24 protein-coding genes, 1 tRNA gene, 1 other RNA gene and 1 pseudogene are annotated in these 26,966 nt (G+C 69.5%); 17 read left to right on the top strand and 10 right to left on the bottom strand.

Translation table 11 applies throughout. The features are described from left to right. Position 1: 1 nt before the first annotated feature. From menC to EDC29_RS06160, 3 genes are read left to right on the top strand one after another with little or no spacing between them, the layout of a single operon-like run. Positions 2–1,060: an o-succinylbenzoate synthase gene (gene menC, locus EDC29_RS06170; RefSeq protein ID WP_132229023.1), complete on the top strand. Its 1,059-nt coding sequence runs from the start codon at positions 2–4 to the stop codon at positions 1,058–1,060. A gap of 4 nt (positions 1,061–1,064) precedes the next feature. Further along, positions 1,065–2,651 carry a penicillin-binding transpeptidase domain-containing protein gene (locus EDC29_RS06165; RefSeq protein ID WP_132229021.1) on the top strand — a complete coding sequence of 529 codons (1,587 nt, stop codon included), beginning with the start codon at positions 1,065–1,067 and terminating at the stop codon, positions 2,649–2,651. Beyond that, the gene (locus EDC29_RS06160) at positions 2,648–4,018 is read left to right on the top strand and encodes an FtsW/RodA/SpoVE family cell cycle protein (RefSeq protein ID WP_132229019.1); all 1,371 of its coding nucleotides are present in this window, start codon (positions 2,648–2,650) and stop codon (positions 4,016–4,018) included. Before EDC29_RS06165 ends, EDC29_RS06160 begins: the two co-directional genes overlap by 4 nt. Here EDC29_RS06160 and coq7 read toward each other — a convergent pair. Further along, positions 4,006–4,650, bottom strand: a complete 645-nt coding sequence (gene coq7 / locus EDC29_RS06155) for a 2-polyprenyl-3-methyl-6-methoxy-1,4-benzoquinone monooxygenase (protein ID WP_123142277.1) — start codon at positions 4,648–4,650, stop codon at positions 4,006–4,008. The genes EDC29_RS06160 and coq7 overlap by 13 nt on opposite strands. Before the next feature lie 92 nt (positions 4,651–4,742). Then, entirely contained in the window at positions 4,743–5,978 is a 1,236-nt protein-coding gene (locus EDC29_RS06150) for a (Fe-S)-binding protein (RefSeq protein ID WP_132229017.1), read from the bottom strand. Positions 5,979–6,095: 117 nt separating this feature from the next. Here EDC29_RS06150 and EDC29_RS06145 point away from each other — a divergent pair, with 117 nt between their 5' ends. The 5 genes from EDC29_RS06145 (at position 6,096) to EDC29_RS06125 (ending at position 9,106) form a co-directional block, all read left to right on the top strand. Continuing rightward, complete coding sequence (locus tag EDC29_RS06145) at positions 6,096–6,410, top strand: (2Fe-2S) ferredoxin domain-containing protein (RefSeq protein WP_123139495.1); 315 nt, start codon at positions 6,096–6,098, stop codon at positions 6,408–6,410. 153 nt (positions 6,411–6,563) lie between these two features. Continuing rightward, positions 6,564–7,001 (top strand): 50S ribosomal protein L13, encoded by a 438-nt coding sequence (gene rplM, locus EDC29_RS06140; protein ID WP_005222322.1) that lies wholly within the window; start codon positions 6,564–6,566, stop codon positions 6,999–7,001. A gap of 11 nt (positions 7,002–7,012) precedes the next feature. Next, on the top strand, positions 7,013–7,402 hold the full coding sequence (rpsI, locus tag EDC29_RS06135) for a 30S ribosomal protein S9 (protein ID WP_005222320.1): 390 nt from the start codon (positions 7,013–7,015) through the stop codon (positions 7,400–7,402). Positions 7,403–7,468: 66 nt separating this feature from the next. After that, positions 7,469–7,542: transfer RNA gene (locus EDC29_RS06130), tRNA-Gln, on the top strand. A 430-nt stretch (positions 7,543–7,972) separates the two neighbouring features. Next, on the top strand, positions 7,973–9,106 hold the full coding sequence (locus EDC29_RS06125) for a porin (RefSeq protein WP_132229015.1): 1,134 nt from the start codon (positions 7,973–7,975) through the stop codon (positions 9,104–9,106). A gap of 109 nt (positions 9,107–9,215) precedes the next feature. On the opposite strand, the gene rpiA is transcribed toward EDC29_RS06125, so the two are convergent. Next, entirely contained in the window at positions 9,216–9,878 is a 663-nt protein-coding gene (rpiA, locus tag EDC29_RS06120) for a ribose-5-phosphate isomerase RpiA (protein ID WP_123139497.1), read from the bottom strand. A 145-nt stretch (positions 9,879–10,023) separates the two neighbouring features. On the opposite strand from rpiA, the pseudogene ilvA reads away from it, so the two are divergent. Then, a pseudogene (ilvA, locus tag EDC29_RS06115) lies at positions 10,024–11,592 on the top strand (threonine ammonia-lyase, biosynthetic); the annotation flags it as partial. Here the strand turns inward: ilvA and EDC29_RS06110 are convergent. The 4 genes from EDC29_RS06110 to EDC29_RS06095 form a co-directional block, all read right to left on the bottom strand. Next, on the bottom strand, positions 11,555–12,166 hold the full coding sequence (locus EDC29_RS06110) for a 5-formyltetrahydrofolate cyclo-ligase (protein WP_123139499.1): 612 nt from the start codon (positions 12,164–12,166) through the stop codon (positions 11,555–11,557). The pseudogene ilvA and the gene EDC29_RS06110 sit on opposite strands and share 38 nt — an antisense overlap. 18 nt (positions 12,167–12,184) lie before the next feature. After that, positions 12,185–12,370, bottom strand: a non-coding RNA gene (ssrS, locus tag EDC29_RS06105) — 6S RNA. A 13-nt stretch (positions 12,371–12,383) separates the two neighbouring features. Continuing rightward, positions 12,384–12,719, bottom strand: a complete 336-nt coding sequence (locus tag EDC29_RS06100; protein WP_005222309.1) for a cell division protein ZapA — start codon at positions 12,717–12,719, stop codon at positions 12,384–12,386. Then, a complete protein-coding gene (locus tag EDC29_RS06095; RefSeq protein WP_223806062.1) occupies positions 12,716–12,925 on the bottom strand; it encodes a TIGR02449 family protein in 210 nt (69 codons plus the stop codon). The genes EDC29_RS06100 and EDC29_RS06095 overlap by 4 nt, the downstream gene beginning before the upstream one ends. Before the next feature lie 391 nt (positions 12,926–13,316). On the opposite strand from EDC29_RS06095, the gene EDC29_RS06090 reads away from it, so the two are divergent. From EDC29_RS06090 to yihA, 8 genes are all read left to right on the top strand, one after another. Further along, positions 13,317–13,991, top strand: coding sequence for a UPF0149 family protein (locus tag EDC29_RS06090; RefSeq protein ID WP_223806063.1), 675 nt, complete (start codon positions 13,317–13,319; stop codon positions 13,989–13,991). Next, positions 13,988–15,295 (top strand): Xaa-Pro aminopeptidase, encoded by a 1,308-nt coding sequence (gene pepP, locus EDC29_RS06085; protein WP_132229011.1) that lies wholly within the window; start codon positions 13,988–13,990, stop codon positions 15,293–15,295. The genes EDC29_RS06090 and pepP overlap by 4 nt, the downstream gene beginning before the upstream one ends. Positions 15,296–15,343: 48 nt before the next feature. Continuing rightward, positions 15,344–16,573, top strand: coding sequence for a 2-octaprenyl-6-methoxyphenyl hydroxylase (ubiH, locus tag EDC29_RS06080; RefSeq protein ID WP_062273259.1), 1,230 nt, complete (start codon positions 15,344–15,346; stop codon positions 16,571–16,573). After that, positions 16,566–17,780 (top strand): UbiH/UbiF/VisC/COQ6 family ubiquinone biosynthesis hydroxylase, encoded by a 1,215-nt coding sequence (locus tag EDC29_RS06075; RefSeq protein ID WP_123139502.1) that lies wholly within the window; start codon positions 16,566–16,568, stop codon positions 17,778–17,780. Before ubiH ends, EDC29_RS06075 begins: the two co-directional genes overlap by 8 nt. 52 nt (positions 17,781–17,832) lie before the next feature. Continuing rightward, positions 17,833–19,089 carry a 6-phosphofructokinase gene (locus EDC29_RS06070; protein ID WP_123142283.1) on the top strand — a complete coding sequence of 419 codons (1,257 nt, stop codon included), beginning with the start codon at positions 17,833–17,835 and terminating at the stop codon, positions 19,087–19,089. Positions 19,090–19,456: 367 nt separating this feature from the next. After that, positions 19,457–20,005 (top strand): inorganic diphosphatase, encoded by a 549-nt coding sequence (gene ppa / locus EDC29_RS06065; protein ID WP_005224447.1) that lies wholly within the window; start codon positions 19,457–19,459, stop codon positions 20,003–20,005. Positions 20,006–20,060: 55 nt separating this feature from the next. Continuing rightward, positions 20,061–20,546 carry a cyclic pyranopterin monophosphate synthase MoaC gene (moaC, locus tag EDC29_RS06060; protein WP_132229009.1) on the top strand — a complete coding sequence of 162 codons (486 nt, stop codon included), beginning with the start codon at positions 20,061–20,063 and terminating at the stop codon, positions 20,544–20,546. Positions 20,547–20,637: 91 nt separating this feature from the next. Beyond that, on the top strand, positions 20,638–21,252 hold the full coding sequence (yihA, locus tag EDC29_RS06055) for a ribosome biogenesis GTP-binding protein YihA/YsxC (protein WP_123139505.1): 615 nt from the start codon (positions 20,638–20,640) through the stop codon (positions 21,250–21,252). Between the two features lie 70 nt (positions 21,253–21,322). On the opposite strand, the gene EDC29_RS17615 is transcribed toward yihA, so the two are convergent. The 3 genes from EDC29_RS17615 to pta all read right to left on the bottom strand — a co-directional run bounded on the left by EDC29_RS17615 (position 21,323) and on the right by pta (position 26,835). Beyond that, positions 21,323–23,221: an OmpA family protein gene (locus tag EDC29_RS17615; protein WP_132229007.1), complete on the bottom strand. Its 1,899-nt coding sequence runs from the start codon at positions 23,219–23,221 to the stop codon at positions 21,323–21,325. A 303-nt stretch (positions 23,222–23,524) separates the two neighbouring features. Next, the gene (locus tag EDC29_RS06045; RefSeq protein WP_123139507.1) at positions 23,525–24,739 is read right to left on the bottom strand and encodes an acetate/propionate family kinase; all 1,215 of its coding nucleotides are present in this window, start codon (positions 24,737–24,739) and stop codon (positions 23,525–23,527) included. Beyond that, entirely contained in the window at positions 24,736–26,835 is a 2,100-nt protein-coding gene (pta, locus tag EDC29_RS06040; protein ID WP_123139508.1) for a phosphate acetyltransferase, read from the bottom strand. The genes EDC29_RS06045 and pta overlap by 4 nt, the downstream gene beginning before the upstream one ends. Between the last annotated feature and the right edge of the window lie 131 nt (positions 26,836–26,966).

Raw genomic sequence — 26,966 nt, 5'->3', positions numbered from 1 at the left:
GATGAGCGTCGCGCTGCGCATCACCCCCTACGCCCTGGCGCTGGCGCGCGACTGGACGAGCGCCCGCGGCGGCTTCGCCCAACGCCGCGGCTGGCTGGTCAGGGCCAGCGCCGGTGGCGTCAGCGGCTGGGGCGACTGCGCGCCGCTGCCGGCGGCCGGGACCGAGTCACCGGACGTCGCCGAGACCGCGCTCGCGCGGGTGCTCGGGGCGGCCGGCGCACTCGGCGCCGAGGCGCTGCTCGACCGACTCGAGGCCCTGACCCTCGCCGCCCCGGCGGCGCGACACGGGGTCGAGAGCGCCCTGCTCGATCTGATCGCACGGCGGCGCGGGCTGACGCTGCGCGCCCTGCTCGCCCCCGAGGCCCCGGCACGGGTCGCGGTCAACGCCGTGCTCGGCGCACTCGGCGACGATCCGGCCAGCGCGCTCAGCGCGGCCGCGGCGCGCGGCGCGCGGGTGTTCAAGCTCAAGCTCGGGGTCGCGGAACCGCGTACCGAGCGCGCGCGACTCCGCGTGCTCGCCCGCCACCTGCCGCCAGAGACACGGCTGCGGCTCGACGCCAACGGCGCCTGGGACGCGGCCACCGCCGCGACCATGATCGAGACCTGTCGCGCGCTGCCGGTCGAATCGCTCGAAGAGCCGCTGCGCGAGCCCGACACCGCGACCCTCGCCGCGCTGCAGGCGCGCGCGCCCTTCGCCCTGGCGCTCGACGAGTCGCTCGCCGGGCCGCTCGCCGGGCTTGCCCCGGAGCGGCTCGGGGTGCGCCGAGTGGTGCTCAAGCCCGCCGTCCTCGGCGGCCCGCGCGCCACCCGGGCGCTCGCCGATCGGGCCCGCGCCGCCGGGCTCGAGGTGGTGCTCACCAGCGTGGTCGAGAGCGCCGCCGGGCTGTGGGTCGACGCCCAGCTCGCCGCCGCGCTGGCGCCGACGCAGACCCACGGGCTCGATACCGCCGTCTGGCTCGCCGAGGACCTCGGGGTCGCGCCCTCTCCGCGCGAGGGCGTCATCGCCCTCCCCGACACGCCGGGCTCGGGCTTCACCCCCTTCCCCGCCCAGGCACCCTGAGCCGATGGCGCTAGAGTCGCTGACCGACCCGACGCGCTGGCCGGTGGTGCGGGTCGCGCTGCATGCCGGGTTGCTGCTCGCCCTCGCCTATCTGCTCCAACGCATCCGCGACCTCCATCCGCAGTTGCCGATGCGCCAGCTGGCGCGCGGCAAGGGCGGCGAGCGGCGCGCGCTGCTGGTGCTGATCCTGCTCTTCGCGGTGGTGCTGCTGCACCAGGCGAGCTGGCAGCTCACCGGGATGCTGCGCCCGCAGTTCATGGCCTTCATGCAGCTCTACGACCGCCGCGACTTCAACCCGGCGCACCGGCTGCGCCGCGGACGTATCCTCGATCGCAACGGCGAGGTGCTGGTCTACAGCGAGGAGCAGGCCGGCCGGGTCCGGCGTCACTACCGCGACGGACCGGTGTTCGGCCATGTCGTCGGCTATCGACACCCGCGCTTCGGCGCCACCGGGCTGGAGGCGGTGGCCAGCGTCCATCTCGACGGCGGCACCCCGTTGCGGCTCGCCGACTGGGGCCGGGTCGGGCGTCAGGTGCTGACCCAGGACGAGCACCCGCGCGGCCACGATCTCTGGCTCACCCTCGATGCCGAGCTGCAACGCCACGCCGTCGCCCTGCTCGGCGCGCGCCGCGGCGCGGTGGTGATGCTGCGCCCGCAGGACGGCGCGCTGCTGGTGCTGGCGAGCACCCCGGGGTTCGACCCCGAGCGCATCGCCGCCACCCTCGGCGGCGCCGAGGACGCCGCCGCCCCCCTGCTCAACCGCGCCACCCAGGGGCTCTATCCACCGGGCTCGACCTTCAAGGTGGTGATGGCCGCGCTCGCGCTCGAGCACGGCTTCAACACCACCATCGACTGTCCGGCCGAGGGCTTCACCACCTCGGCGCGCTATCCCCGCATCCGCGACCACGAGTACTACGAGGCGCGCGAGCACGGCACGCAGTGGCCCGGTCACGGCGCGATCGGGCTCGGCACGGCGCTGGCGCGCTCCTCCAACGTGTTCTTCGCCAAGCTCGGCGTCGGCTATGGTCACGCCGCCTTCTACGCCCTCGCCGACCGGCTCCATGCCAACCGACCGATCGTGCTCCACCACAGCGCCCACGGACGCTACACCATGCAGACCCTGCGACTGCCCCGACTCGACCCCGATGACCGCTACGGGCTGGCGCAGATGTCGCTCGGCCAGGGCGCGCTGCTGATGAGCCCGGCGCAGCTCGCGCTGATCGGCGCGGCGGTGGGCAACCAGGGGGTGGCGATGCGCCCCCGGCTGCTGCGCGACCAGCCGCCCGAGGCGCTCGGCCAGTTCTTCTCGCCGACGACCAGCGCGGCGCTGCTACCGCTGCTGCGCGCGGTGGTCACCGAGGGCACGGCGCGCGCGATCGACGACCCGGCGCTGCGCATCGCCGGCAAGACCGGCACCGCGCAGCACGCCCAGGGCCGGGCGCACAGCTGGTTTCTCGGTCTCGCACCGGCCGAGCGCCCGACCCTGGCCGTCGCCGTGCTGGTCGAGCGCGGCGGCTATGGCGCGGTGGCCGCCGCGCCGATCGCCCGCGCGCTCATCGAGCAGGCCGCCCGCCGGGGGTTGCTGCGATGAGCGCGCCGCCACCCGATCTGCGCGCGGCCTGGGCGCTGCGGGCCCCGGAGCGCGAACTGCTCGCCTGGGGGCTGCTGTGCGTCGGGCTCGGTTTCGCCATGGCGATCGGCAGCGCACAGGCCGCCGGCGCACGGCTCGGCGCCGAGGTGCTGGTCGCCCCGGCGCTGCTGCTCGGCTGCGTGGTGGTGATCCATCTCGGTCTGGTGGCGCTGCGCTGTCGCGGCGATCAGCTGCTCACCGCCTGTATCGCCCTGCTCGCCGGCTTCGGGCTGCTGGTGCGCTATCGCATGGGCGCCTTCGATCCGGGCGATCCGACCGACCCCGGGCTCTACGCCCTGCCGCTCGGCGTGACGGCGATGCTCGTCACCTGCGCCCTGGCGATGCGCGGGCGCCACACCCGGCTCGCCACCGCCGGCTGGCTGTGGGCGGCGCTGTCGCTGGCGCTGGTCGTCGTGGTGCTGGCGCTCGGGCAGCGCTTTCGCGGCGCGGTCTACGGTGTCGGGCTGGTGACGCCGACGGAACTCCTGAAGATCACCGCGGTGGTGTTCATGGCCTGGTTCGTCGACCGGCACGCCAAGGCGCTCGGCGAGTGGCGCGGACCCGGGTCGATCTGGCCGCCGCTGCGCGCGCTGTGGCCGTTGGTGGGGTTCTGGGCGGCGCTCGCGGCGCTGCTGCTGTGGCAGCGCGATCTCGGCATGCTCGCGGTGCTGGCGACGGTGCAGCTGGTGGTGCTGGTCGCCGGCAGCGGGCGACGCGGCTATCTGTGGTGGGGGCTGGGGCTCGGGTGCGCGCTCGGCGCGGCGGCGCTGGGGCTGTTCGCCCACGGTCAGCGCCGACTGGCCGCCTGGCTCGATCCCTTCGCCGATCCCACCGGGGCGAGCTGGCAAATCCTCCAGGGGCTCTCGGGGATGTACTCGGGCGGGCTGTGGGGCGAGGGGCTGGGCGCGGGCAATCCGGAGTACACCCCGATCGCCCAGTCGGACTTCATCTATGCGGTGATCGGCGAGGAGTTCGGCTTCGTCGGCTGCGTGCTGCTGGTGGTCTTCGTGCTGATCCTGCTGTGGCGCGGGTTGCTCGTCGCCGAGCGCACCCGCGACCGCTTCGGTCGTCTGCTCGGACTCGGGCTGGTCAGCGCCCTGGCCTGCCAGACCCTGCTCAATCTCGGCGGCGTGACCAAGCTCATCCCGCTGACCGGCATCACCCTGCCGCTGATCAGCCAGGGCGGCACCAGCCTGGTGACCGTGCTGGTGATGCTGGGGCTGGTGCTGGCGCTCTCCGACGGCCCGGCGCCGCGCGCATCCGGCGCGCGGCGGCAGCCGAGACGATCAGCGCAACGGGGCGCTCAGCGCCCGGATCAGACCCAGTAGACGCTGCGGGTCATCAGCCGCGAGCCCCAACGCATCATCCGCCGCACCGGAGCGGGCAGCTCGGCGCCGCCGGCAGCGCGCGCGACCTGGGCGTGATGGATCTCGTCGGCGCGCATCTGCTCGAGGATGGCGCGACTCTTCTCGTCCTGTAGCGGGATCTGTTCGAGATGATCGTCGAGATGGTGTTCGACCTGACGCTCGGTCTCGACCACGAAGCCGAGACTCCACTTGTCGCCGACGATCCCGGCGGCCGCACCGAGCCCGAAGGCGCCGGCATACCACAGCGGATTGAGCAGGCTCTTGCGGTCGTCGAGTTCGCGCAGCCGGGTCTCGCACCAGGCGAGGTGGTCGTTCTCCTCCTGCGCCGAACGCTCCAGCCGGTGGCGGGTCTCGGGCAACCGCGCGGTGAGCGCCTGGCCCTGGTAGAGGGCCTGGGCGCAGACCTCGCCGGTATGGTTGATGCGCATCAACCGGGCGACATGGCGGCGCTGATCGCTGCCGAGATCGCCCTCGCCGAGACCGGCCGCGGGGTTGGGGCGCTCGGTCTGCGGTGGCCGACCGAACAGGGTGCGCAGGGCGCGATCGCCCTGGATCAGCAAGGCATCGAGCGGGGTGTAGTGACGAGTGCTCATGGTCTCCTGGGTCCGTGTTGACAGGGCGCGGCACGCGCGACGGCGTCCACGCCATCGGTGATGGGGCGATATCGGGTCGTGTACGGCGGATTTCATGTGTCCGGCAGGGGCTCGAGCTGGCGCGCGAGCAGCTCGACCGGATGCTCGACGGCGATCTCCAGCCCCGCCTCGCGCAGCGAGGCGGCGAGCTGCAGGGCACAGCCGAGGTTGGTGGTGACGATCAGCTCGGGGGCGGCGGCGCGGATCGCCGCGAGCTGATCGGCGAACAGCGCCTGCGCCATCCCCGGGCGTTCGAGCATGTAGGTGCCGGCGGCGCCGCAACAGCTCGCCTGTTCACCGAGCCCGATCAGCACCACCCCGGGGATGCGCCCGAGCAACCGGTGCACCGCGGCGTTGCCGCCGAGCAGGGTGCGATGGGTGCAGGGCTCGTGGACCAGCACCCGCAGCGGCGTCGGGCGCAGACGCAGCGCCTCGGGCCAGGCCAGGCCATCGAGATAGGCGCACAGCTCGGTGGTCCCGGCGAGCCCCGGGTGCTCGCGCAGCTCGCCGACACAGGCGCTGGAGAAGCCGACCAGGGTGCGCCCGGCGTGCACCTCGGCGACCCGCTCGCGGCGTCGGTCGGCGGCCTCGGGGTGACCGGCGTGACGCAGCAGCGCCCCGCAGCACAGCGATTCGTCGGCGATCCGGGTCTGCACCCCGAGCCGGGCGAGCAGCGCCCGCGCAGCCATCACCGCACCGCCCTGCAACCCCTCCTGGGTACAGCCGACAAACAGCTCGACCGCGTCACCGGCCATCGTGACCGATGGCACGGCAGGGGCCGGCGACGGCGTCCCGATCACCCGAGCGAGGCGCAGATAGACGGCCAGTCGCGACGGGGCGAGCCGACCCAGCCAGGCCAGCGCCCCGGCCCCGCGCAACCGCGCGAGCAGTCCGACGAGCCGACGCACCTGCACGGCATCCGAGACCGTCTCCAGGCGCCGGCGCGACCACCAGCGCCGCCAGCGCGGGCGCTGCGCCTGATGGCGCGCGCGGGCGCCATCGATCAGCCGACCGTAGGCGACCAGCGAGGGACAGGCGCGCTCGCAGGCGCGACATCCCAGACAACCGTCGAGATGGGCGGCCAGCGCCGTGTCCCACACCAGCTGGCCGCTCGCCCAACCCTGGATCAGGGCGATGCGCCCGCGCGGCGAGTCGCCCTCGTCGCGGGTCTGGGCATAGGTCGGGCAGTGCGGCAGACAGAGCCCGCACTTGACGCATTGATCGGCGAGCCGGAGCAACTCCAGGGCCGCCGGGTCGGAAGAAGAAGTCTGGCTGAGGGCGGTATTCAAGGCATTCGAACTCTGAGCGGGCTGGGGCGGTCCGGGCGCGAACGGTCGGGAGCCTTCGCTCCGTGCTACCCTGGGCAACCGGGCCAAGCATTGGATCAGGACCTTCTGACAGCGACGATGACCTACTATCGCCATCATGTCTTCTTCTGCACCAACGCCCGCAGCGACGGACGCCAGAGCTGCGATCAGTGTGGCGCCCTGGAGATGCGCAACCATCTCAAGCAGCGCGCCAAGGCACTGGGGCTGACCGGACCGGGCGGGGTGCAGATCAGCACCGCCGGCTGCCTGGGGCGTTGCGAGCTGGGTCCGGTGATCGTGGTCTATCCAGAGGGAGTCTGGTACACTTTCGTGGATCAGGAGGATATCGAGGAGATCCTCCAGTCTCATCTGCTCGCCGGCAAGCACGTTGACCGCTTGAAGTTGCCCGGCTGAACGGACCCGCAGCACAGATCGCACCCGATGATACAACGGGGGGTTGCGCTCGCGAAACCGATCGCGTACCATCCCCGGTCTTTCTCGACGCAGATAACGAATTCACGGACCGCGCGCCGTTCTGTTGCGCGTGGACTTCCCGGAGCGAAGGACATGACAACGACTGTTAGCGCCAAACCCGCAGAGGTTCGCCGCGCCTGGTACCTGATCGACGCCGAAGGCAAGACACTCGGCCGGCTCGCCAGCGAACTGGCGTTGCGCCTTCGCGGCAAGCACAAACCGCAATACACCCCGCACGTCGATACCGGTGATTATCTGGTGGTCGTCAACGCGGACAAGATTCGCGTGACCGGCAACAAGATGCAGGACAAGATGTACTACCGTCACACGGGGTATGTCGGTAACCTGAAGTCGACCAGCCTCGAAAAGCTGCTCGAGACCGCCCCTGAGCGTGCCATCCAGCTCGCAGTCAAGGGGATGCTGCCGCGCGGTCCGCTGGGACGCGCCATGTTCCGCAAGCTGCGTGTCTACGCCGGTCCGAATCACGAACACCAGGCGCAGCAGCCTCAGCCCCTCGAGCTCAACGTTTAGGAATCAGACGCATGTCGGAGACGCAACACGCTATTGGTCGCCGCAAGACGTCCGCCGCACGAGTTTTCTTGACGGCAGGCGCTGGCAACATCACGATCAACGGTCGTCCGATCGACCAGTTCTTCGGTCGCGAGACTGCCCGTATGGTGGTCCGTCAGCCGCTCGAGACCGCCGAGCTGGCCGACAAGATCGATGTCAACGTCACCGTCAAGGGTGGCGGCAACACTGGGCAGGCCGGCGCCATCCGCCTCGGCATCGCCCGCGCACTGACCGAGTACGACGAGACCCTGCGTTCTCCGATGCGTCGCGCTGGCTTCCTGACCCGCGATGCCCGTGAGGTCGAGCGCAAGAAGGTCGGTCTGCACAAGGCGCGCAAGCGTCCGCAGTTCTCGAAGCGTTAAAACTTCGGGGTTGTCACGGTATGTCGGAGTCGCTATAATTCTCCGACATATCGCGGCAAGCGATATTGGGGGATCGTCTAGCGGCAGGACTACGGACTCTGACTCCGTCAACCTAGGTTCGAATCCTAGTCCCCCAGCCATACTCCAGGAAAAGGTCCGAGCCCTCAGGGTTCGGGCCTTTTTCTTTATCCCCCTCCCCGCCTCATCCTTGTCCCGATATCGGGTCTTGACACAGATGTACCCTTTTCACAACAAGCGATGCCCGATCGCTCCCAGGGTGCTCGAATTACAGCCGATACGCGACCGGCTCGAAACGCCCCGCTCGATGCATTCGTAAAAACCGCATCGACAGCAGGGCCGTGCAATCATCCGATAAACTTTTGGGGGATGCACTCAGCCGTCCGACCAAGCGCTAGCGATGCAAAAAAGAGACACTTTTTAATGGGTGTGTCTTTTTCCCGTCCAATCTGTTGCAAAACACCATGCCCTCCTCTATAGTTCACTTCGCAAAGCATGATTGCGCTCGGTTTCTGCAGTCTGTCTGACAAATTCACAACAGCGGAGAACATCATGAACAAGAAACTCATCACCCTGGCGGTCGCCACCGCCATGGCCGCTCCGGCCGCTGCGATGGCTGAGGCTGTCCTCTACGGCAAGCTGCACATGTCGATCGACTATGCAGACGTCGAGGCAACCGCCATCGATCCCGTCACCGGCGAGAGCGTCGGCTTCAAGGGCTGGGGCCTGAACGGCGGCGGCGATCTGCCTGGTGCTGGCCGCGCCAACCGCATCGGCGTGAAGGGCTCGGAGGATCTGGGTAACGGTCTGAAGGCCATCTACCAGGTCGAGTTCGGCGTGCGCATGACCGAGGAAGGCTACGGCAACGCCGCTTCCGGCGCCAACGACACCATCACCATGCGTAACAGCTTCGTCGGTCTCGCCGGCAACTGGGGTACCTTCCTCGTCGGTCGTCACGACAGCCCGATGAAGATCTCCACCGGCAAGCTCGACCTGTTCGCCGACACCATGGCTGACTACAACGGCACCATCGGCTTCGACGATAACCGTTTCGACAACGCCATCGCCTACATCAGCCCGAGCTTCAGCGGCTTCCAGCTGGCCGCCGCGACCCACGCTGGTGGCGGCTCGACCCTGGGCTTCGGTGAGAACGTCAACGCCGACAGCCTCGCCGAGGGTTACTCGCTGGCCGGTATCTACTCCAACGGCCCGTTCTACGCCGCTCTCTCCTACGAGTCGATCGGCAACGAGCTGTTCATGGACTCCGCTGACAGCCTGACCGGCAAGAACATCGTCCTGCCCAACGGCCGCGTCGTCGCCAACCCGGGCTACGTCGAGGACGACTACACCAAGTGGCGTGCCGGCCTCGGTCTCCTCGACTGGAACGGCTTCACCCTGGCCGCCGTCTACGAGAACCAGGACTTCGGCGATCCGTCGGCTGACCTGTGGCAGATCCAGGCCGGTTATGCCTTCGGCAACAACCAGGTCAAGGCCATGTACGGCGCCAACTCCTATGACCTCGGCGTGAACAACGTCGACGACATCGACGCCGACGCCTGGGCCATCGCCTTCGACCACAACTTCAGCAAGCGCACCAAGGCGTACGTGCTGTACACCCAGGTCGACAGCGATCTCGACGTCGAGGACTGGGACGGCTTCTCGGTCGGCATGATCCACAGCTTCTAAGCCTCGCGCTCTAGAACCGTGGAACGAAAAACGGGGCCAGCGGCCCCGTTTTTCGTTGCCCGGAAAAAAGACGACCGGCGTCCGCTCCAGGCGTGCGACCGACCGAGGATCAACCCGCCACGGTCAACGTCCGTGCACCCTCGGCAGAGCCGAGGATCAGCACATCGGCCGGACGCTGGGCGAAGATCCCCACGGTCACCACCCCGGCGATGGCATTGATCTGTTGCTCCAGCGCCACCGGATCCTGGATCTCGAGATGATGGACGTCGAGGATCAGGTTACCGTTGTCGGTGACGAAGCCATCACGCCACACCGGCGTCCCGCCCAGCTCGACCAGCGCACGCGCGACATGGCTGCGCGCCATCGGGATCACCTCCACCGGCAGCGGAAAGGCGCCCAGCACATCGACCAGCTTGCTCTCGTCGGCGATGCAGACGAAGCGCTTGCTCGCCGCGGCGACGATCTTCTCGCGCGTCAGCGCGCCACCGCCACCCTTGATCAGCTGCAGGCGCGCGTTCGACTCGTCGGCGCCATCGACATAGAGCGTCAGCTCCCCGGTGGCATTGAGGTCGAACACCGGGATACCGTGCGCCTTCAGCCGCTCGGTCGAGGCCTCGGAGCTCGACACCGCCCCCTCGATCTGCCCCTTGATGCCGGCCAGCGCATCGATGAAATGGTTGACGGTCGAGCCCGTCCCCACCCCGATCACACCGCCCTCGACATAGGCCAACGCGGCCTCGGCCGCCTGGCGCTTCATCGCGTCCTGGTCCATCTCACTCCTCCGCATGGGACTCTCTGGCTGACGAACACGCCGAGGGACTCGGCGTGATGACACGGCCGGCACGGCCGCGGGCGGCCATCATAGCAACCGCGCCGGGGCGTCGCTGCGCTAACATGGAGCGGCAACGCTATCCCCGGAGTCCTCCATGCCCACACACTACATCGAGCGCATCCTCCGCGCCCGCGTCTACGACGTCGCCTGCGAAACCCCGCTGACCAAGGCACCGCTGCTCTCCGCCCGACTCGACAACGCCGTCTATCTCAAGCGCGAGGACCTGCAGCCGGTGTTCTCGTTCAAGCTGCGCGGGGCCTACAACAAGCTCGTCGGACTCGATGACGAGGCGCGTGCGCGCGGGGTGATCGCCGCCAGCGCCGGCAACCACGCCCAGGGCGTCGCCCTCGGCGCCAAGCGCCTGGGGATCACCGCCACCATCGTGATGCCGCGCACCACCCCGGCGATCAAGGTCGGCGCGGTGCGCCGCCTCGGCGCCAAGGCGGTGCTCCACGGCGACTCCTATGACGAGGCCTATGCCCATGCCATGGCGCTGGTCGAGGCGCAGGGGCTGACCTTCATCCATCCCTTCGACGACCCCGAGGTGATCGCCGGCCAGGGCACCATCGGCATGGAGATCCTGCGCCAGCACCCGACCCCACCCGACGCCATCTTCGTCCCGGTCGGCGGCGGTGGGCTGATCGCCGGGATCGCCGCCTATGTGAAGTGGCTCTATCCTCAGGTGCGGATCATCGGCGTCGAGCCCGAGGAAGCGCCGACCCTGTACCAGGCACTCGCCGCCGGCGCCCCGGTCGAGCTCGAACGGGTCGGGCTGTTCGCCGACGGGGTCGCGGTCAGGCGCATCGGCGAGGAGACCTTCCGCATCGCCCGCGAATACGTCGACGAGGTGGTGCTGGTGAGCACCGACGAACTCTGCGCCGCGGTCAAGGACATCTTCGACGACACCCGCGGCATCGCCGAGCCGGCCGGGGCGCTCGCGGTGGCGGGGATGAAGCGCTATGTCGCCACCCACGACATCCGCGACCAGCAGCTGGTGGCCATCGAGAGCGGCGCCAACGTCAACTTCGACCGCCTGCGCCATGTCGCCGAGCGTGCCGAACTCGGCGAGCGTCGCGAGGCCCTGCTCGCCGTCGCCATCCCCGAGCGGCCGGGCAGCTTCCTCGCCTTCTGCAAGCTGCTCGGCAGGCGCCAGATCACCGAGTTCAACTATCGCTATGCCGATGCCCGTCAGGCCCAGGTCTTCGTCGGGGTCGAGCTGAGTCGGGGCCAGTCCGAGCGCGAGGAGCTGACCGCCAAGCTCGCCGCCAAGGGCCTCGAGGTCGTCGACATGAGCGACAACGAGACGGCCAAGCTGCACATCCGCTTCATGGTCGGCGGACACGCGCCGGGGATCGCCGACGAGGTGCTGGTGCGCTTCGAGTTCCCCGAGCGCCCCGGCGCCCTGCTCAACTTCCTCACCGCCATCGGCAAGCGCTGGAACATCAGCCTGTTCCACTACCGCAACCACGGCGCGGCCTATGGCCGGGTGCTGCTCGGCGCCCAGGTGCCGGCGGGCGAACGCGCCAACTTCCGCGCATCGCTCGACGCGCTCGGTTACAGCTATTGGGAGGAGACCGACAACCTCGCCTACCGACTGTTCGCCGGCGCCGGGCCGCTCAGCACGGCGGACGCCGATAACGCCGACGCTCGGTGAAGACCGCATCGAGCGCCACGTCCCAGGGGCGTGGCGCGATACGCTCGAGACGCTGACACTCGTGGGCGATGCCGAACAGCCGTGGCCGGCGCCAGCGACGATGACGGCGCAGGTGCGCCAGGGCGCGGTCGTAGAAACCGCCGCCCATGCCGATGCGATGACAATCGGCATCGAACCCCACCAGCGGCACCAGCACCAGATCGAGCTGCCTCACCGGGCGGATCGCACGACCGCGCGCACAAGGTTCGGGAATGCGGTAGCGATTGGGACACATCCGCCGTCCCGGCTGGTGGCGCACGAACCACAGCGTCGAGCCACGGGCCGGCGCCGGGCGACGCAGCACCGGCAGATAGAAGTCATGCCCGCGTCCGCGCAGGGTCTCGATCAGCGCACGCAGATCGGGCTCACCGTCGCTCGGCCAGTAGAGCGCGATGCGGCGGGCGCGCAACAGCGCGAGTTCGCGCCCCAGCCGTCGCGCGAGCGCGCGGGCATGCAGACGCTGGGTCCTCGCCCCGAGCGCGCGACGACGCTGGCGCAGGGTACGGCGCAATGATGGGAGAGAGGGATCGGACATCAAGAGATGGGGTAAAGGACACCCCCCACGGGTGCCGTCGCAGGCCTTCGTTCTTGAACCAGAGGGTTCAAGTGGGAACAGTCAGCAATGGCATCAGGCTTTCCGCTCGGGGCGGACATGCACAACAGCCTTGCGGTCATGCTCCCAGGGTCGAGATTAGGCTCAAGAAAATACCCAGACCGCTGTCGAACACTACAGGGGGTGTCGCAGTGACAGGCTAACCCTTTTCGGGCGATGCGTCCAGGGGGGGGACGGCGTGCGCGAGCGCCTCGGCGAGCTGCCCCTGAAGATGCCCCAGACGCTCCACCAACACATCGTCGCGGGGCACCCCGCCGGCGCGCTGGAGCTGGATCAGCTCATGGGCGATGTTGAGCGCCGCGATCACCGCGATGCGGTCGGTACCGATCACCCGCCCGGTCTGGCGGATCTCGCGCATCCGGCCATCGAGCAGCCGCGCCGAATCGCGCAGGCCCTCTTCCTCGTGCGGCTCGCAGGCGACCCGGTAGTCCTTGTCGAGGATACGGATGCTGACCTGCAGCGGTTCATCGCTCACAAGCTCTCCTCCATCGCACGCAGCCGCGAGAGCATCGCCTCGACCCGGCTACGCGCCTGTTCGGTCTTCTCGATCAACTCGCCGCGCTCGGCCACCAGCGTCTCCTGACGCACGCGCAGCGAGGCGTTCTCCTCGCGCAGCCGCTGATTGAGCCGGATCAACGCAGCGACCTGCCGTTCCAGTTGGTCTAGATCGAAATCGGCCAAGGTGCGTGACTCCATTGCAGTTCAGCGCACTATAGAAGGGGCTCGGAAGAGGGTCAATCGGGCGCCGGCCACCGGGAGATTGCCTTAACCTCAAGGGCGCGGCGACCAGCTGCCAGCCTCCAGTGTCGGTTTGCAGCCAACTGCAACGCCACCAGACAGGCCTGAGGAGGCTGACAGCTGGAAGCTCAGACAGCTGACTCCTCCCGGCCACCAGGGCGCCCGTCGGCGAGCGCGCGGCTGACAGCCGCAGGCTGGTCGCTCTGCCCCTTCGCGGCTTTGCGGTTCAATCCTCCCAGCGACCGGCGACCGGCGACCGGCGACTGGCGACTGGCGGCTGGCGGCTGGCGGCTGGCGGCTGGCGGCTGGCGGCTGGAACCCATGCTATGATCGATTGTCGATTCACCGCGACGAGCGCGCCCCATGCGCCACGGAGGTTGCCACGGACATCGACGACACCCGGCTCGACCAACTCCTTGAGGCGAGCCCACTCACCCCGACCGCGAGCGAGGCGCACGGCATGCTGTGCGGCTTGATCTGCGCCGGTATCACCGACCCCGAGCAACGCTGGCTCGACCAGCTGCTGCCCGCCAGCTCGCCCCAGGCCGACGCCGAGCAGTCCGAGGCGGCCCCGCCCGAGGCTGAGACCGCCCCCGTCGACAGCGAGGAGGCCGAGGCCGCACGCGAGGAGACCCGCGCCGCACTCGGCGAACTCGCGCGCGCGACCCGCGCCGCACTCGCCGACGAGGACTACGGCTTCAGCCCGCTGCTGCCCGACGAGGGCGCACCGCTCGCCCAGCGCGCCACCGCGCTCTACGACTGGGTACGCGGCTTCCTCTACGCCTTCGGCATGCTCGGCATCTCCGAGCAGGGACTCTCCGAGCAGGGGCGCGAGATCCTGCGCGACTTCGCCGACATCACCCGCATGGACCTCAACGACCTCGACGACAACGAGGAGAACGAGGCCGCGCTGACCGAGATCATCGAGTTCACCCGCGCCGCCGCACTGCTGATCCATGACGAGGCCCCGGCACGCCAGGACAGCGACCAGGGACAGGGCACGGCATGAGCGCCGGCGAGTATCAACGCCGACGCGTCGCGCTGGCCGAGCGCATCGGCCCGGAGGCGATCGCCATCGTCCCCGCCGCGCGCGAGACCGAGCGCAACGCCGGGGTCAATCACCCCTTCCGCCAGGACAGCGACTTCCGCTATCTCACCGGCTTTCCCGAACCCGATGCGATCGCGGTGATCGTCCCCGGGCGCGCCGAGGGCGAATTCGTGCTGTTCTGCCGCGAGCGCGACCCCGAGCGCGAGCAGTGGGACGGTCGACGCATCGGCGCCGAGGGCGCGGTGACCGACCACGGGGTCGACCAGGCCCATACCCTCGCGGAGCTCGATCAGCGGATGCCCGAGCTGCTCGCCGGACGTACCCGGCTGCATTGCCCGATCGGCGCCGACGCGGCCTTCGAGGCGCGCATCCAGGACTGGCTCGGTCGCGCCCGCGCCGCCACCCGCGGCAGTGCTCCGGTGCCCGAGACCCTGACCCGGATCGGTGTCGCCCTGCACGAGCTGCGGTTGCGCAAGGATCCCGCCGAGATCGCGCTGATGCGCCGCGCGGCCGAGATCTCGGCCGCGGCCCATCGTGCGCTGATGCGGCGTTGCCGACCGGGCCTGCCCGAACTCTCGCTCGAGGCCGAATTCCAGTATCGCTGCGCCGATGCCGGCGCGCGCCTCCAGGCCTACCCGCCGATCGTCGCCGGTGGCGCCAATGCCTGCATCCTTCACTACACCGAGAACGATGCCCTGCTGCGCGACGGCGAACTGGTGCTGATCGACGCCGGCGGCGAGTTCGAGGGCTATGCCGCCGACATCACCCGCACCTTCCCGGTCAACGGCCGCTTCAGCACCCCGCAGCGCGAACTCTACGACCTGGTGCTCGAGGCCCAGCGCGCGGCGATCGCCGTCGCCCGCCCCGGCGCCAGCGTCGATGCCCCGCACCAGGCCGCACTCGGCGTGCTCACCCGCGGGCTGGTCCGTCTCGGCATCCTCGAGGGCGACCCCGAGACGCTGTTGCAGGAGGGCGCCTATCGCCCCTATTACATGCACCGCACCGGCCACTGGCTGGGCATGGACGTGCACGACGTCGGCCGCTATCGCGATCAGGACGGCGCCTGGCGGGCGCTCGAACCGGGCATGGTGATCACCGTCGAACCCGGGCTCTACATGCCCGATGATGCCCAAGTCCCGATCGCCTATCGCGGCATCGGCATCCGCATCGAGGACGATGTGCTGATCACCGCCGACGGCCACGAGGTCCTCACCGAGGGCGCGCCCAAGGACCCCGAGGAGATCGAGGCGTTGATGGCGAGCTGAGAACGCCCGGACACCCTCAACAGATGTAGACAGACCCGCGAGAGAGCTATGCACGAGTACGATGTGGTGATCGTCGGCGGCGGGCTGGTCGGGGGCGCCCTGGCCTGCGCCCTCGCCCCGACCGGACTCAGGATCGCGCTGGTCGAGGCCGTCGCCCCCGAAACCATGCGCCAGCCGAGCTATGACGAGCGGGTGATCGCCCTCTCGCTCGGTAGCCAGCGCATCCTCCAGGGCATCGGGCTGTGGCCGCGCATCGCCGCCGAGGCCGAACCCATCCGCAGGGTCCACGTCTCCGATCGCGGACACTGCGGCTTCACCCGCCTCGATCATGCCGAGCTCGGCGTCGAGGCGCTCGGCCAGGTGGCCCCGGCGCGGGTCATGGGGCATGCCATCCGCACCCGGCTCGCCACCCTCGACACCCTCACCACCCTGTGTCCGGCGCGGCTCTGCAACCATCGACTCGAGGGCGACCGGGTCACGCTCGACCTGCACTGTCAGGGACGCGACCTCCAGCTCGGCACCCGGCTGCTGGTGGCCGCCGACGGCGGCGACTCGGCCATCCGCGCCCGGCTCGGGCTCGGCACCCGGGGCCACGCCTACGGCCAGGACGCCATCATCACCACGGTCACCGCCGATCACGCCAGCCCCGGCACCGCCTACGAGCGTTTCACCGAGAGCGGTCCGCTGGCGCTGCTGCCGATGACCGAGGGGCGCTACTCGGTGGTCTGGACCTGCCGCGAGGACGAGACCGCCGAGCTGCTCGCGCTCTCCGACGCCGACTTCATCGCGCTGCTGCAGGCGCGCTTCGGCCACCGGCTCGGCCGGCTCGAACGCCCCTCGGCGCGCCAGGCCTATCCGCTGCGACTCGCGCTCACCCGCGAGCCGGTACAGCAGCGCGTGGTGCTGATCGGCAACGCCGCCCACACCCTCCACCCGGTCGCCGGTCAGGGCTTCAACCTCGGGCTGCGTGACGTCGCCGCGCTCGCCGAGGTGCTCGCCGAGCCGGCCGGGCGCGCCGATCCCGGCGGACCCGAGACCCTCGCCGCCTATCGTCGCTGGCGCGGCGGCGACCAGCTCGTCACCGGGCTGGTCACCGACCTGCTGGCGCGGGTCTTCGTCAACCCGTTGCGCCCGGTGCTCGGGTTGCGCGCCGCGGCGATGCTCGGCATCGACCTGCTCCCCGGCGCCCGCCAGCGGGTCGCGCGACGCTTCATGGGGCTGGAAGGAACCCAGCCCCGCCTTGCCTGTGGTCTACCCCTGAGGACGAGCCATGTCTGATCCGGACGCGACCCACGACCTGCTGATCGTCGGCGGTGGCATGGTCGGCGCGCTCTGCGCCGCCGCCTGTGCCGACAAGGGACTGCGCATCGCGGTGATCGAGCCGCGCGCCCCGATGCTCGACTGGGCGGAGGGCACGCGCGATCTTCGCGTCTGCGCGCTCAGCCGTGCCAGCCAACGCATCCTGCAACGGCTCGGGGTGTGGGAGCGCATCCTCGCGCTCGGCGCCAGCCCCTATCGCGAGATGCGGGTGTGGAGCGGCAAGGGCGGCGGCGTGCACTTCGACAGCCGCGCGCTCGGCGAGCCCGATCTCGGCCATATCGTCGAGAACCGGGTCATCCAGCGCGCGCTCTGGGAGCATCTGTCGGCACACACCGAGGTCGAGCTGATCACCCCGGCGCGGATCACCGAGTTCACCCACGACGCCGACCTCACCCGACTCGGCCTCGATGACGGCCGGCGGCTGCAGGGTCGACTGCTGGTCGGCTCCGACGGGCGCGACTCCCAGGTCCGCGCCCTCGCCGGGATCGAGACCTATGGCTGGGACTACGACCAGCGCGCCATCGTCGCCACCGTGCGTCCCGAGCACGGTCACCAGGAGACGGCCTGGCAGCGTTTCCTGCCGAGTGGGCCGCTGGCCCTGCTGCCGCTGCGCGACGGCGCCTGCTCGCTGGTCTGGTCGGCCACCGAGCAACGCGCCGAGACGCTGCTCGGGCTCGCCCCGGCCGCCTTCTCCGAGGCGCTCACCGAGGCCAGCGAGGGGCGGCTCGGCAGGCTGGTGCTCGAGGGCGAGCGCGCCGCCTTCCCGCTGCGCCTGCAGCACGCCAAGCGCTACGTACAACCGGGGCTTGCGCTGATCGGCGATGCCGCCCACGCCATCCATCCGCTCGCCGGACAGGGGGTCAACCTCGGCTTCCTCGACGCCGCCGAACTGGCCGCCGCGCTCGACCTGGCACGCGCCCGCGGACGCGCGATCAACGGCTGCTGGACGCTGCGTCACTACGAGCGCGCGCGCCGCGGCGACAACCTGGCGATGCTCGCCGCCATGGACGGCTTCAAGCGGCTGTTCGGCAACACCAACCCGTTACTGGCGCGACTGCGCGGTCTGGGGCTCAGCGCCACCGATCGCCTGCCCGCGCTCAAGCGCGCCTTCATCGCGCGTGCCCTGGGCCTCGGCGACGACCTGCCGCCACTGGCGCGCCCCTGAGCCCGGCCACGCCACACCCGAATCGGAAAAGCATCCAAGGGGGACCACCGACATGTCCGCGAAGAACGCCTTCTACGCCCAATCCGGCGGCGTCACCGCCGTCATCAACGCCTCGGCCTGCGGCGTGCTCGAGACCGCGCGCCAGCATCCCGACCGGATCGGCAAGGTCTATGCCGGGCGCAACGGCATCATCGGCGCGCTCACCGAGGACCTGATCGACACCTCGGCCGAGTCCGACGAGGCGATCGCCGCGCTGCGCTACACCCCGTCCGGCGCCTTCGGCTCCTGTCGCTACAAGCTCAAGAGCCTGGAGGCCAACCGCCGCGAGTACGAGCGCCTGATCGAGGTCTTCCGCGCCCACGACATCGGCTACTTCTTCTACAACGGCGGCGGCGACTCGGCCGACACCTGCTACAAGGTCTCCCAGCTCTCGGCCAGCCTCGGCTACCCGGTGCAGGCGATCCACATCCCCAAGACCGTCGACAACGACCTGCCGATCACCGACAACTGCCCCGGCTTCGGCTCGGTGGCCAAGTACATCGCCACCTCCACCCTCGAGGCCTCGTTCGACGTGCGCTCGATGGCCAAGACCTCGACCAAGGTCTTCGTGCTCGAGGTGATGGGCCGTCACGCCGGCTGGATCGCCGCCGCCGGGGCGCTCGCCGAGGACCACGGCATCCCGGTGCTGGTGCTCTTCCCCGAGGTCGAGTTCGACCAGACCCGTTTCCTCGCCGCGGTGCAGGAGAAGGTCGAGCGTCACGGTTTCTGCACCGTGGTGGTCTCCGAGGGCGCGCATCACCCCGATGGCCGCTTCCTCGCCGAGCAGGGTACCCGCGACGCCTTCGGCCACGCCCAGCTCGGCGGCGCCGCGCCGGTGGTGGCGAACATGGTCAAGGAGGCCTTCGGCTACAAGTTCCACTGGGCGGTGGCCGACTATCTGCAGCGCGCCGCACGTCATCTCGCCTCCAAGACCGACGTCGAGCAGGCCTACGCCATGGGCCGCGCCGGGGTCGAGTTCGCCCTCGCCGGGCACAACGCGGTGATGCCGACGGTGCGCCGTCTGAGCAACGATCCCTACGCCTGGGAGGTCGGCGAGGCCCCGCTCGCCGAGGTCGCCAACGTCGAGAAGTTCATGCCCAAGGAATTCATCTCCGCCGACGGCTACGGCATCACCCAGGCCTGCAAGGACTACCTGATCCCGCTGATCCAGGGCGAGGACTACCCGCCCTTCGAGCGCGGCCTGCCCAAATACGTCACCCTCCAGAACCGCGCCGTCGAGCGCAGACTCGGACTGTTCGAGGTCGAGTAGGTGAAACGCTGAACCACAAAGACGCGAAGCACGCAAAGAAGCATGCCGTTGCCGTCAGCCCACATCTGGGCTGGCGGACATCCATCGATCACACCACGGCTCCACCTGTCGTCTGTCAGCGCACGCACCGAAGCGCATCGAGACAACCTGGACAATGACGCCTTGATCACCTTCGCGCCTTGGCGGTTCAATCCCCGGCTGGGCTGACTGCTGAAACCCACCGAAACCGCCCGCGATTGGGATTCCGTCACGGGGATCGTCTACAATCCGTCGCTTTCCGTCGCGCGTGTGCGTCGGGGGATCGACCGCCCCCCGGGCCTGCGTGCGCGCCGCGACAACCACCCCTCGCAACCATCAGAGTACTTACATGGATCTGAAGAAAGTCTCCAGGGGCGACAACGTCCCCAACGAAATCAACGTCATCATCGAGATCCCGGCCCGCTCCGAGCCGGTGAAGTACGAGATGGACAAGGACACCGGCGCGATGTTCGTCGACCGCTTCATGTCGACGGCGATGTACTATCCCTGCAACTACGGCTATGTCCCCCACACCCTGTCGGCCGACGGCGACCCGGTCGACGTGCTGGTGGCCACGCCCTATCCGCTGCTGTGCGGCTCGGTGATCAAGTGCCGCCCGATCGGCGTGCTGAAGATGACCGACGAGTCGGGCGACGACGCCAAGGTGTTGGCGCTGCCGATCGACAAGCTCTACAAGGGCTATCGTCACATCACCAACTTCCGCGACATGCCCGAGCACCTGCTCGACCAGATCGCCCACTTCTTCGAGCACTACAAGGATCTCGACGAAGGCAAATGGGTCCGTGTCGACGGCTGGTTCGGCCGCGAGGAGGCGCGCCAGGAGATCATGGAGAGCGTGCGCATGTTCGACGAGGCCCCGGAGAAGCCGGCCTTCTGATCCGCGTCCCGCCCGCCCCTGGGCGGGCGGCGCCCCGACCGACGGAGCCCCGCCGATGGACGATCTCACCCATTTCGACGACCAGGGCGCGGCGCGCATGGTCGATGTCGGCGACAAGCCCTCGACCCGGCGCGGCGCACTCGCCGCGGGCCGCATTCGCATGCACCCCGCAACCCTCGAGCGCATCCGTCAGGGCGGCGCCGGCAAGGGCGACGTGCTCGGCGTGGCGCGCATCGCCGCCATCATGGGTGCCAAGCGCACCGCCGATCTGATCCCGCTCTGTCATCCGCTCGCGCTCTCGCGGGTGGAGATCGCCTTCACCCCCGACGCCGAGACCAGCACCGTCGAGTGCAGCGCCCGGGTCGAGACCACCGGTCCCACCGGTGTCGAGATGGAGGCGCTGTGCGCCGTCCAGGTCGCGCTGCTCACCATCTATGACATGTGCAAGGCGAGCGATCGCGGCATGATCATCGAGCAGGTGCGCCTGATCGAGAAGCACGGCGGTCGCTCCGGACACTGGCAGCGCCCCGTCGAGGCTTGACGCCGCCCCGCCACTCAGGCATCCCTACCCATCCCGGCGCCAGACGCCATTCCCCTCGCCCACACGGCGACCAATCCAGCACGCACACTCCATGAATCCCTTCTATCAACGCGCCCACTTTCTCACCTCGGTCCCGAGGATCGATCAGGCCCCGACCGACAGCGGTCGCGAGGTCGCCTTCGCCGGTCGCTCCAACGCCGGCAAATCGAGTGCCATCAACACCCTCTGTCACCAGAAGGCGCTGGCGCGCACCAGCAAGACCCCGGGCCGTACCCAGCACCTGGTGTTCTTCGAGCTCGACGAGCAGCGCCGTCTGGTCGACCTGCCGGGCTACGGCTACGCCAAGGTCGCCGAGTCGATCAAGCGCCAGTGGCAGCAACATCTGGCCACCTACCTGATCGAGCGACGCGCGCTCGCCGGGCTGGTGGTGGTGATGGACATCCGTCATCCGCTCTCGGCCTTCGACCGGCAGATGATCGCCTGGGGGCAGGAAGCGGAGCTGCCGCTGTTGCTGCTGCTGACCAAGGCCGACAAGTACCGCAAGGGCGCGGCACGCGCCGCCGAACTGGCGGTGGCCAGGGAGCTGCGCGAGGCCGGCGACCTGATCACGGTACAGCGCTTCTCCTCGCTCGAACGACAGGGCGTCGAGGACGTGCACGCCTGGCTCGATGCCCGGCTGGCGGTCGGCGAGGAACTCACCGACTGAGGCGGGAGGACAGGCGCCCGGAACGACCGGGCGCGTGCCCGGCGACGTCGCAACGGACGTCGCCTGCGGGTCACTCGATCACATAGATCTCGACCCGGCGGTTGCTGGCGCGACCGCTCGCGGTGGCGTTGCTGGCGATCGGCTCGGCCTCGCCGATACCCTCGGCCTCGACCCGCGCGGCCTCCAGCCCACGCTCGATCAGTCCCTGGCGCACCGCCTCGGCGCGCTGGCGCGAGAGTTCCAGGTTGATCGCATCGCTGCCGGCGCTGTCGGTATGACCGACGATCCGCAGGGTCAGCCCCGGATTGTCGGCGAGCAGCGCGACGATACCATCAAGCACCGGCAGCTCGCCGGCGGGCAGGGTCGCCGCCCCCGAGGGGAAGCGCAGGGTGTCGTTGGCCAGCCGCAGCCGCATCCCCTGCTCGGTGTAGCTCGCCCCCAGCTCGGCCAGGCGTTGGTAGAGCGCGCGCACCCGAGCGGTCTCGGCGCGCTCGGCGGCGAGCGCCGCGCTCAGCGCCTCGACCCGCCCCTCAACCTCGGCGTCGTCGGCCTGCTCGGCGAGCGCGGCATCGGCCTCGGCCAGCCGTGCCTGCTGCGCGGCGAGCTGCGACTCCAGCTCGGAGATCCGCGCCTCGCGCGCCGCCAGCCGCTCGCGCAGACCGGCATCGGCATCGGCACCGGCGGCGAAGGCCGCCAGCTCGTCCTCCAGCTCGGCGATCCGCGCCTGCGCCGCGGCGAGGGCCTGCTCGAGCTCGCTCACCCGCGCCGCGGTGGGACGGGCATCGAGTTCGGCACTCAGCGCCTGGTGCCCGGCCTCCAGCTCGGCGAGCGCGGCCCCCAGCTCGGCGATCCGCGCCTCGCGCGCGGCCAGCTGCTCGCGCAGCGCGGCACTGGCATCGGCCCCCTCGGCGGCGGCCGCCGCCTCGGTCTCCAGTCCCTCGATGCGGGCCCGCGCCTCGCCGAGCGCGCGTTCGAGCTCGGCAAGCTGCGCTGCGCTCGGACGCTCGGCGAGCGCGGCCTCGGCCTCGACCCGCTGCTGACCGACCGCCACCAGCCGCGCTTCCAGCTCGCTGATCCGCGCCTCGCGCGCGGCCAGGGTCCGGTTCAGCTCGGCGAGCTCGGCCACGGCCTCGCCAGCCTCGGCGGGACGTGTCTCGAGCGCCGCCAGCGCCTCGTCGTAGGCGATCTTGAGCTGCTCGAGCTCGGCGCCGCGCGCCTCGGCCTTGGCCTCGGCCTGCTCCAGCGCCTGGCGCAGATGGGCGCAGTCGACCTCGTACTTGGCGCGGGCGGCGGCATAGTCCTCCTGCAGCAGTTCGAGCTTGGTCTTGAGCTCGGCGATGGCCTGACGATCGGCCTCCGAGGGCACGACCCCGAGGTTCTGCGCCAGACGCAGCAGCTCGGCATCCATCGGGGTAGTGGTGGAGAGATGGATGCGCTCGTTGAGATGACGCTCCAGGGTCTCGATGTGGGCACGATGCTCGGCCGCGGTGGCGGCGATCGTCTCATGGACCCGGGAGAGATCGTCACGCAGCGCGGCGATGGTCTCCTCGGCCTGCTGATAGCGCGCCTCGAGCTCGGCATAGGCACCGCTCGCCTGGGCACGCTCGGAGTCGAGATCGACCTCCATCGCCTGATGGCGCTCGAGCAACGTCTGGTAGCGCTCCTCCAGGCCCTGCTTCTCGCCGAGCAGCGCGGCGAGTCGCTGCTCGAGCTCACTCAGCTGCTCCGCGTGCTCGGCGCCCAGCCGATCGAGCTCGGCGGCCAGCAGCTCACGGCGCGACTCGGCATCGGCGAGCCGGGCATCGAGCTGGCGGGCATTGCGCTCGGCCTGGGCGAGCGCGCTCTCCTGGCTGTCGAGCTGTTCATAGAGCCGGTCGTCATACCACTCGTAGAGCAGATAGACGCCGATCAGGGCGACCAGCAGGAACAGCGCAACCGGTCTCCAGAACGTGGAGCTGGTATCGGACATCGTCACCTCCTTGGGGTGGCTCGTTCGGTCGTTGTTCTCGTGCGTGGCCGACGGGAAACCCCAAGCGGACCACGGTTGAATGACCGATTATCTCGCATTTAACCGACAGGCCGCACATCCGACGGATCAGCAGCATGACAGCGCGCGTCCGCTCACTCCCCAACCGGCAGCCCGTGACCTGCGTAAAACATGAACGGCGCGCGGGCCTCGCCCGGCGCGCCGTTCATGTCTTGTACGCCTGATCGAGAGGACAGCGCCAGCCGCCACCGGCCAAGCGCTGGCGGCTGACGATCCCGTCGAGGTTCAGCGCCGCTTGCGCTCCACCGTGGCCAGGGTCTGCTGGGCGATCTCCAGCTCCTCGTTGGTGGGGATCACCCACAGCTGCACCCGGCTCTCGGCGGTGCTGATACGCAGTCCGGCCTCATCGGCGCGACCGGCGTTGGCCGTGGCGTCGAGCTCGATGCCCAGCGCCTCGAGACCGGCGCAGGCGCCGGCACGGACCTCGGCGGAGTTCTCGCCGATCCCGCCGGTGAAGACGATGGCGTCGACCGCGCCGAGCTCGGCGTAATAGGCGCCGATGTACTTCTTCAGCCGATGGGTCATCATCCCCAGCGCCAGCTCGGCACGCTCGTTGCCGCGCTCGGCCAGGCGCACCACCTCGCGCATGTCGTTGACGCCGCAGATGCCGAGCAGCCCGCTCTGACGATTGAGCATGTGGTCGATCGCCTCGGCGTTGAGCCCGAGGTGCTTGCTCAGATAGATCGGCACCGCCGGATCCATGTCACCGCAGCGCGTGCCCATCACCAGCCCCTCGAGCGGGGTCAGCCCCATCGAGGTGTCGACACAGCGGCCGTTGCGGATGGCGCTGGCGCTGGCGCCGTTACCGAGATGCATGGTGATCAGGTTGCACTGCTCGAGCGGCTTGCCGAGCAGCTCGGCGGCGCGCTTGGCGACATAGTGGTGCGAGGTGCCGTGGAAGCCGTAGCGACGGATGCGGTGCTCGGTGTAGAGATACTCCGGGATCGCGTAGCGATAGGCCGTCGGCGGCATGGTCTGGTGGAATGCGGTGTCGAACACCACCACCGAAGGGACGCTCGGGAAGTGCTTGCGCGCGACCTCGATCCCGGCCAGATGACCGGGGTTGTGCAGCGGCGCGAGCGGGATCACCTCGTGGAGCTCGGCGAGGACATCGGCGTCGACGATCACCGGGTGCTTGAAGTGCGGCCCGCCGTGGACCACCCGATGGCCGATGGCGCTGAGTTCGGAGACGTCGCCGAGCACGCCGTGCGACTGCAGCGTCTCGACGATGAAGTCGATGCCTTCCTGGTGCGAGGGCACGGCGAGATCGTTCTGATCGCGCTGCATCACCCCATCGGCGTCGAGCCATTCGAGACGCATCTCGCCCTCGGTCTCGCCGATACGCGCGACCATGCCCGAGGCGATGGCGGTCCAGTCTTCGCTGCGGAAGAGCTGATATTTGATCGAGGAACTCCCCGAGTTGAGGACCAGCACCTTCATGCCTGGATCTCCTGTTCGGTCTGCGCCTGGATGGCGGTGATGGCGACGGTGTTGATGATGTCGGTCACGGTACAGCCGCGGCTGAGGTCGTTGACCGGCTTGTTGAGCCCCTGGAGCACCGGCCCGATGGCCACCGCCCCGGCGCTGCGCTGCACCGCCTTGTAGGTATTGTTGCCGGTGTTGAGGTCGGGGAACACCAGCACGGTGGCATGTCCGGCGACCTCGCTGTCGGGCATCTTCGAGCGCGCCACGTTGACGTCGACGGCGGCGTCGTACTGGATCGGACCCTCGATCTTGAGATCCGGACGACGCTCGCGGGCGAGCCGCGCGGCCTCGCGCACCCGCTCGACGTCCTCGCCCTTGCCCGAGCTGCCGCTCGAATAGGAGAGCATCGCCACGCGCGGCTCGAGGCCGAAGGCCGCGGCGGTCTCGGCCGAGGTCACGGCGATCTCGGCGAGCTGCTCGGCGGTCGGGTTGGGGTTGACCGCACAGTCGCCGTAGACCAGCACCCGGTCGGGCAGGCACATGAAGAACACGCTCGAGACCAGCTCGACGCCGGGCTTGGTCTTGACCGTCTCGAAGGCCGGGCGGATGGTGTGCTGGGTGGTGTGCACCGCGCCCGAGACCATGCCGTCGGCGTCGCCCACGTGCACCATCATGGTACCGAAGTAGCTGACGTCCTCGAGCACGTCGAGCGCCATCTGCTCGGAGATGCCCTTGTGCCGGCGCAGCTCGTAGTAGGCCTTGGCATAGCGCTCGCGCTCCGGCGCCGTGGCCGGGTCGAGGATGCGGATCCCCTCGAGCTTGAGCCCGAGCTCGCCGATGGTGCGATGGATCTCGTCGGGGTTGCCGAGCAGGGTGAGGTCGGCGACCTGGCGCAGCATCAGGATCTCGGCGGCGCGCAGCACCCGCTCGTCGTTGCCCTCGGGCAGCACGATGCGCTGGCGCCGCGCCTTGGCGCGCTGGATCAGCTCGTACTCGAACATCAGCGGGGTGACCCGCTCGGAACGCCGCCCGGTGAGCCGGGTGCGCAGGTCGTCGACGTCGACGTGCGCCTCGAACAGCCCCAGCGCGGCGGCGATCTTGCGCGCATCGCCGGGGAGGATGGTCGACTCGATGCCGTGCAGGTTCATCGCCGTGGTGAAGGTGTCGGTCGGCACCTGGAGGATGGCGACCTTGGTGCGACGCAGCCCCTCGATGAGCTGACGCACCTTGTCCGAGGGTTCGATGCCGCCGGTGAGCAGCAGCCCGGCCACCCGCGGGAAGGCGGCCGAGGCGTCGGCGGCGAGACTGGCGAGGATGATGTCGGCGCGGTCACCCGGGGTGATGATCAGGCTGCCGTCCTCGACATAGCCGAGGAAGTCGGGCACCGCCATGGCGGCGATCTTGTAGCTCGACACCACCTGGTTCATCGCGTCATCGTCGCCGTAGAGACGCTCGGCGCCGAGCGCCTGACAGACCTCGCCCACCGTCGGCATGCCGAGCTCGGCATCCTCGGGGATGACGCAAACGTTCTCCTTGTCGGTGAGCAGGTCGCGGGCACGGTCCTTGACCGTCTCCACGCACTCGGGCTCGACGCCGTTGACGATGCTCACCAGGAAGTCGCCGCCACGCTCGCGCATCAGTTCGTGAGCGATGTGCAACGCGTCCTGCGCCTCCTGCGGGGTGCGGCCGAAACCCTTGACCACCGCCACCAGACCGCAGCCGAAGTGACTCGCCAGGTCGGCGTTGAAGCTGAGCTCGAGCGAGGGGATCAAACCATTGTAGTCGGTCCCGGCGCAGACCACCAGGTCGCAGCGCTCCTCGAGCATCTTGAACTTGTTGAGGATCAGCTTCAGCAGCTCGTCGTAGCGGCCACTGCCGATCAGCTGACGGGCGGTCTCGACCGTACAGCCGTAAAGCATCTCGGGCGGGAACGGCAGATCGTAACGGCTACGGATCAGCGCGGTCAGGTTGTCCTCGGTCGCGCCCCGGGGGGCGAACGGCCGGAAGAACCCGACCTTCTGCTTGACCGACGAGAGCATCTCCATGAAGCCGAGCACGACCACGGACTTGCCGCTACCGCGTCCGGCGCCGGCGATATAGACGCTTTGCATTATTCTTCCTCTTACGGGGCATGACGATCGTGCGCGATCGTCAGACCGTCAAAAACAGCGACGCGGAAAAATAACAGATAATAACCATGCCGGGATCGCGCTATTTCAATGACGTAGCGCCGGACTCCCTG

The organism is Marichromatium gracile (assembly GCF_004343155.1).
Taxonomy (GTDB): Bacteria; Pseudomonadota; Gammaproteobacteria; order Chromatiales; family Chromatiaceae; genus Marichromatium; species Marichromatium gracile.
This window is presented reverse-complemented; position numbering and strand designations above follow the sequence as displayed.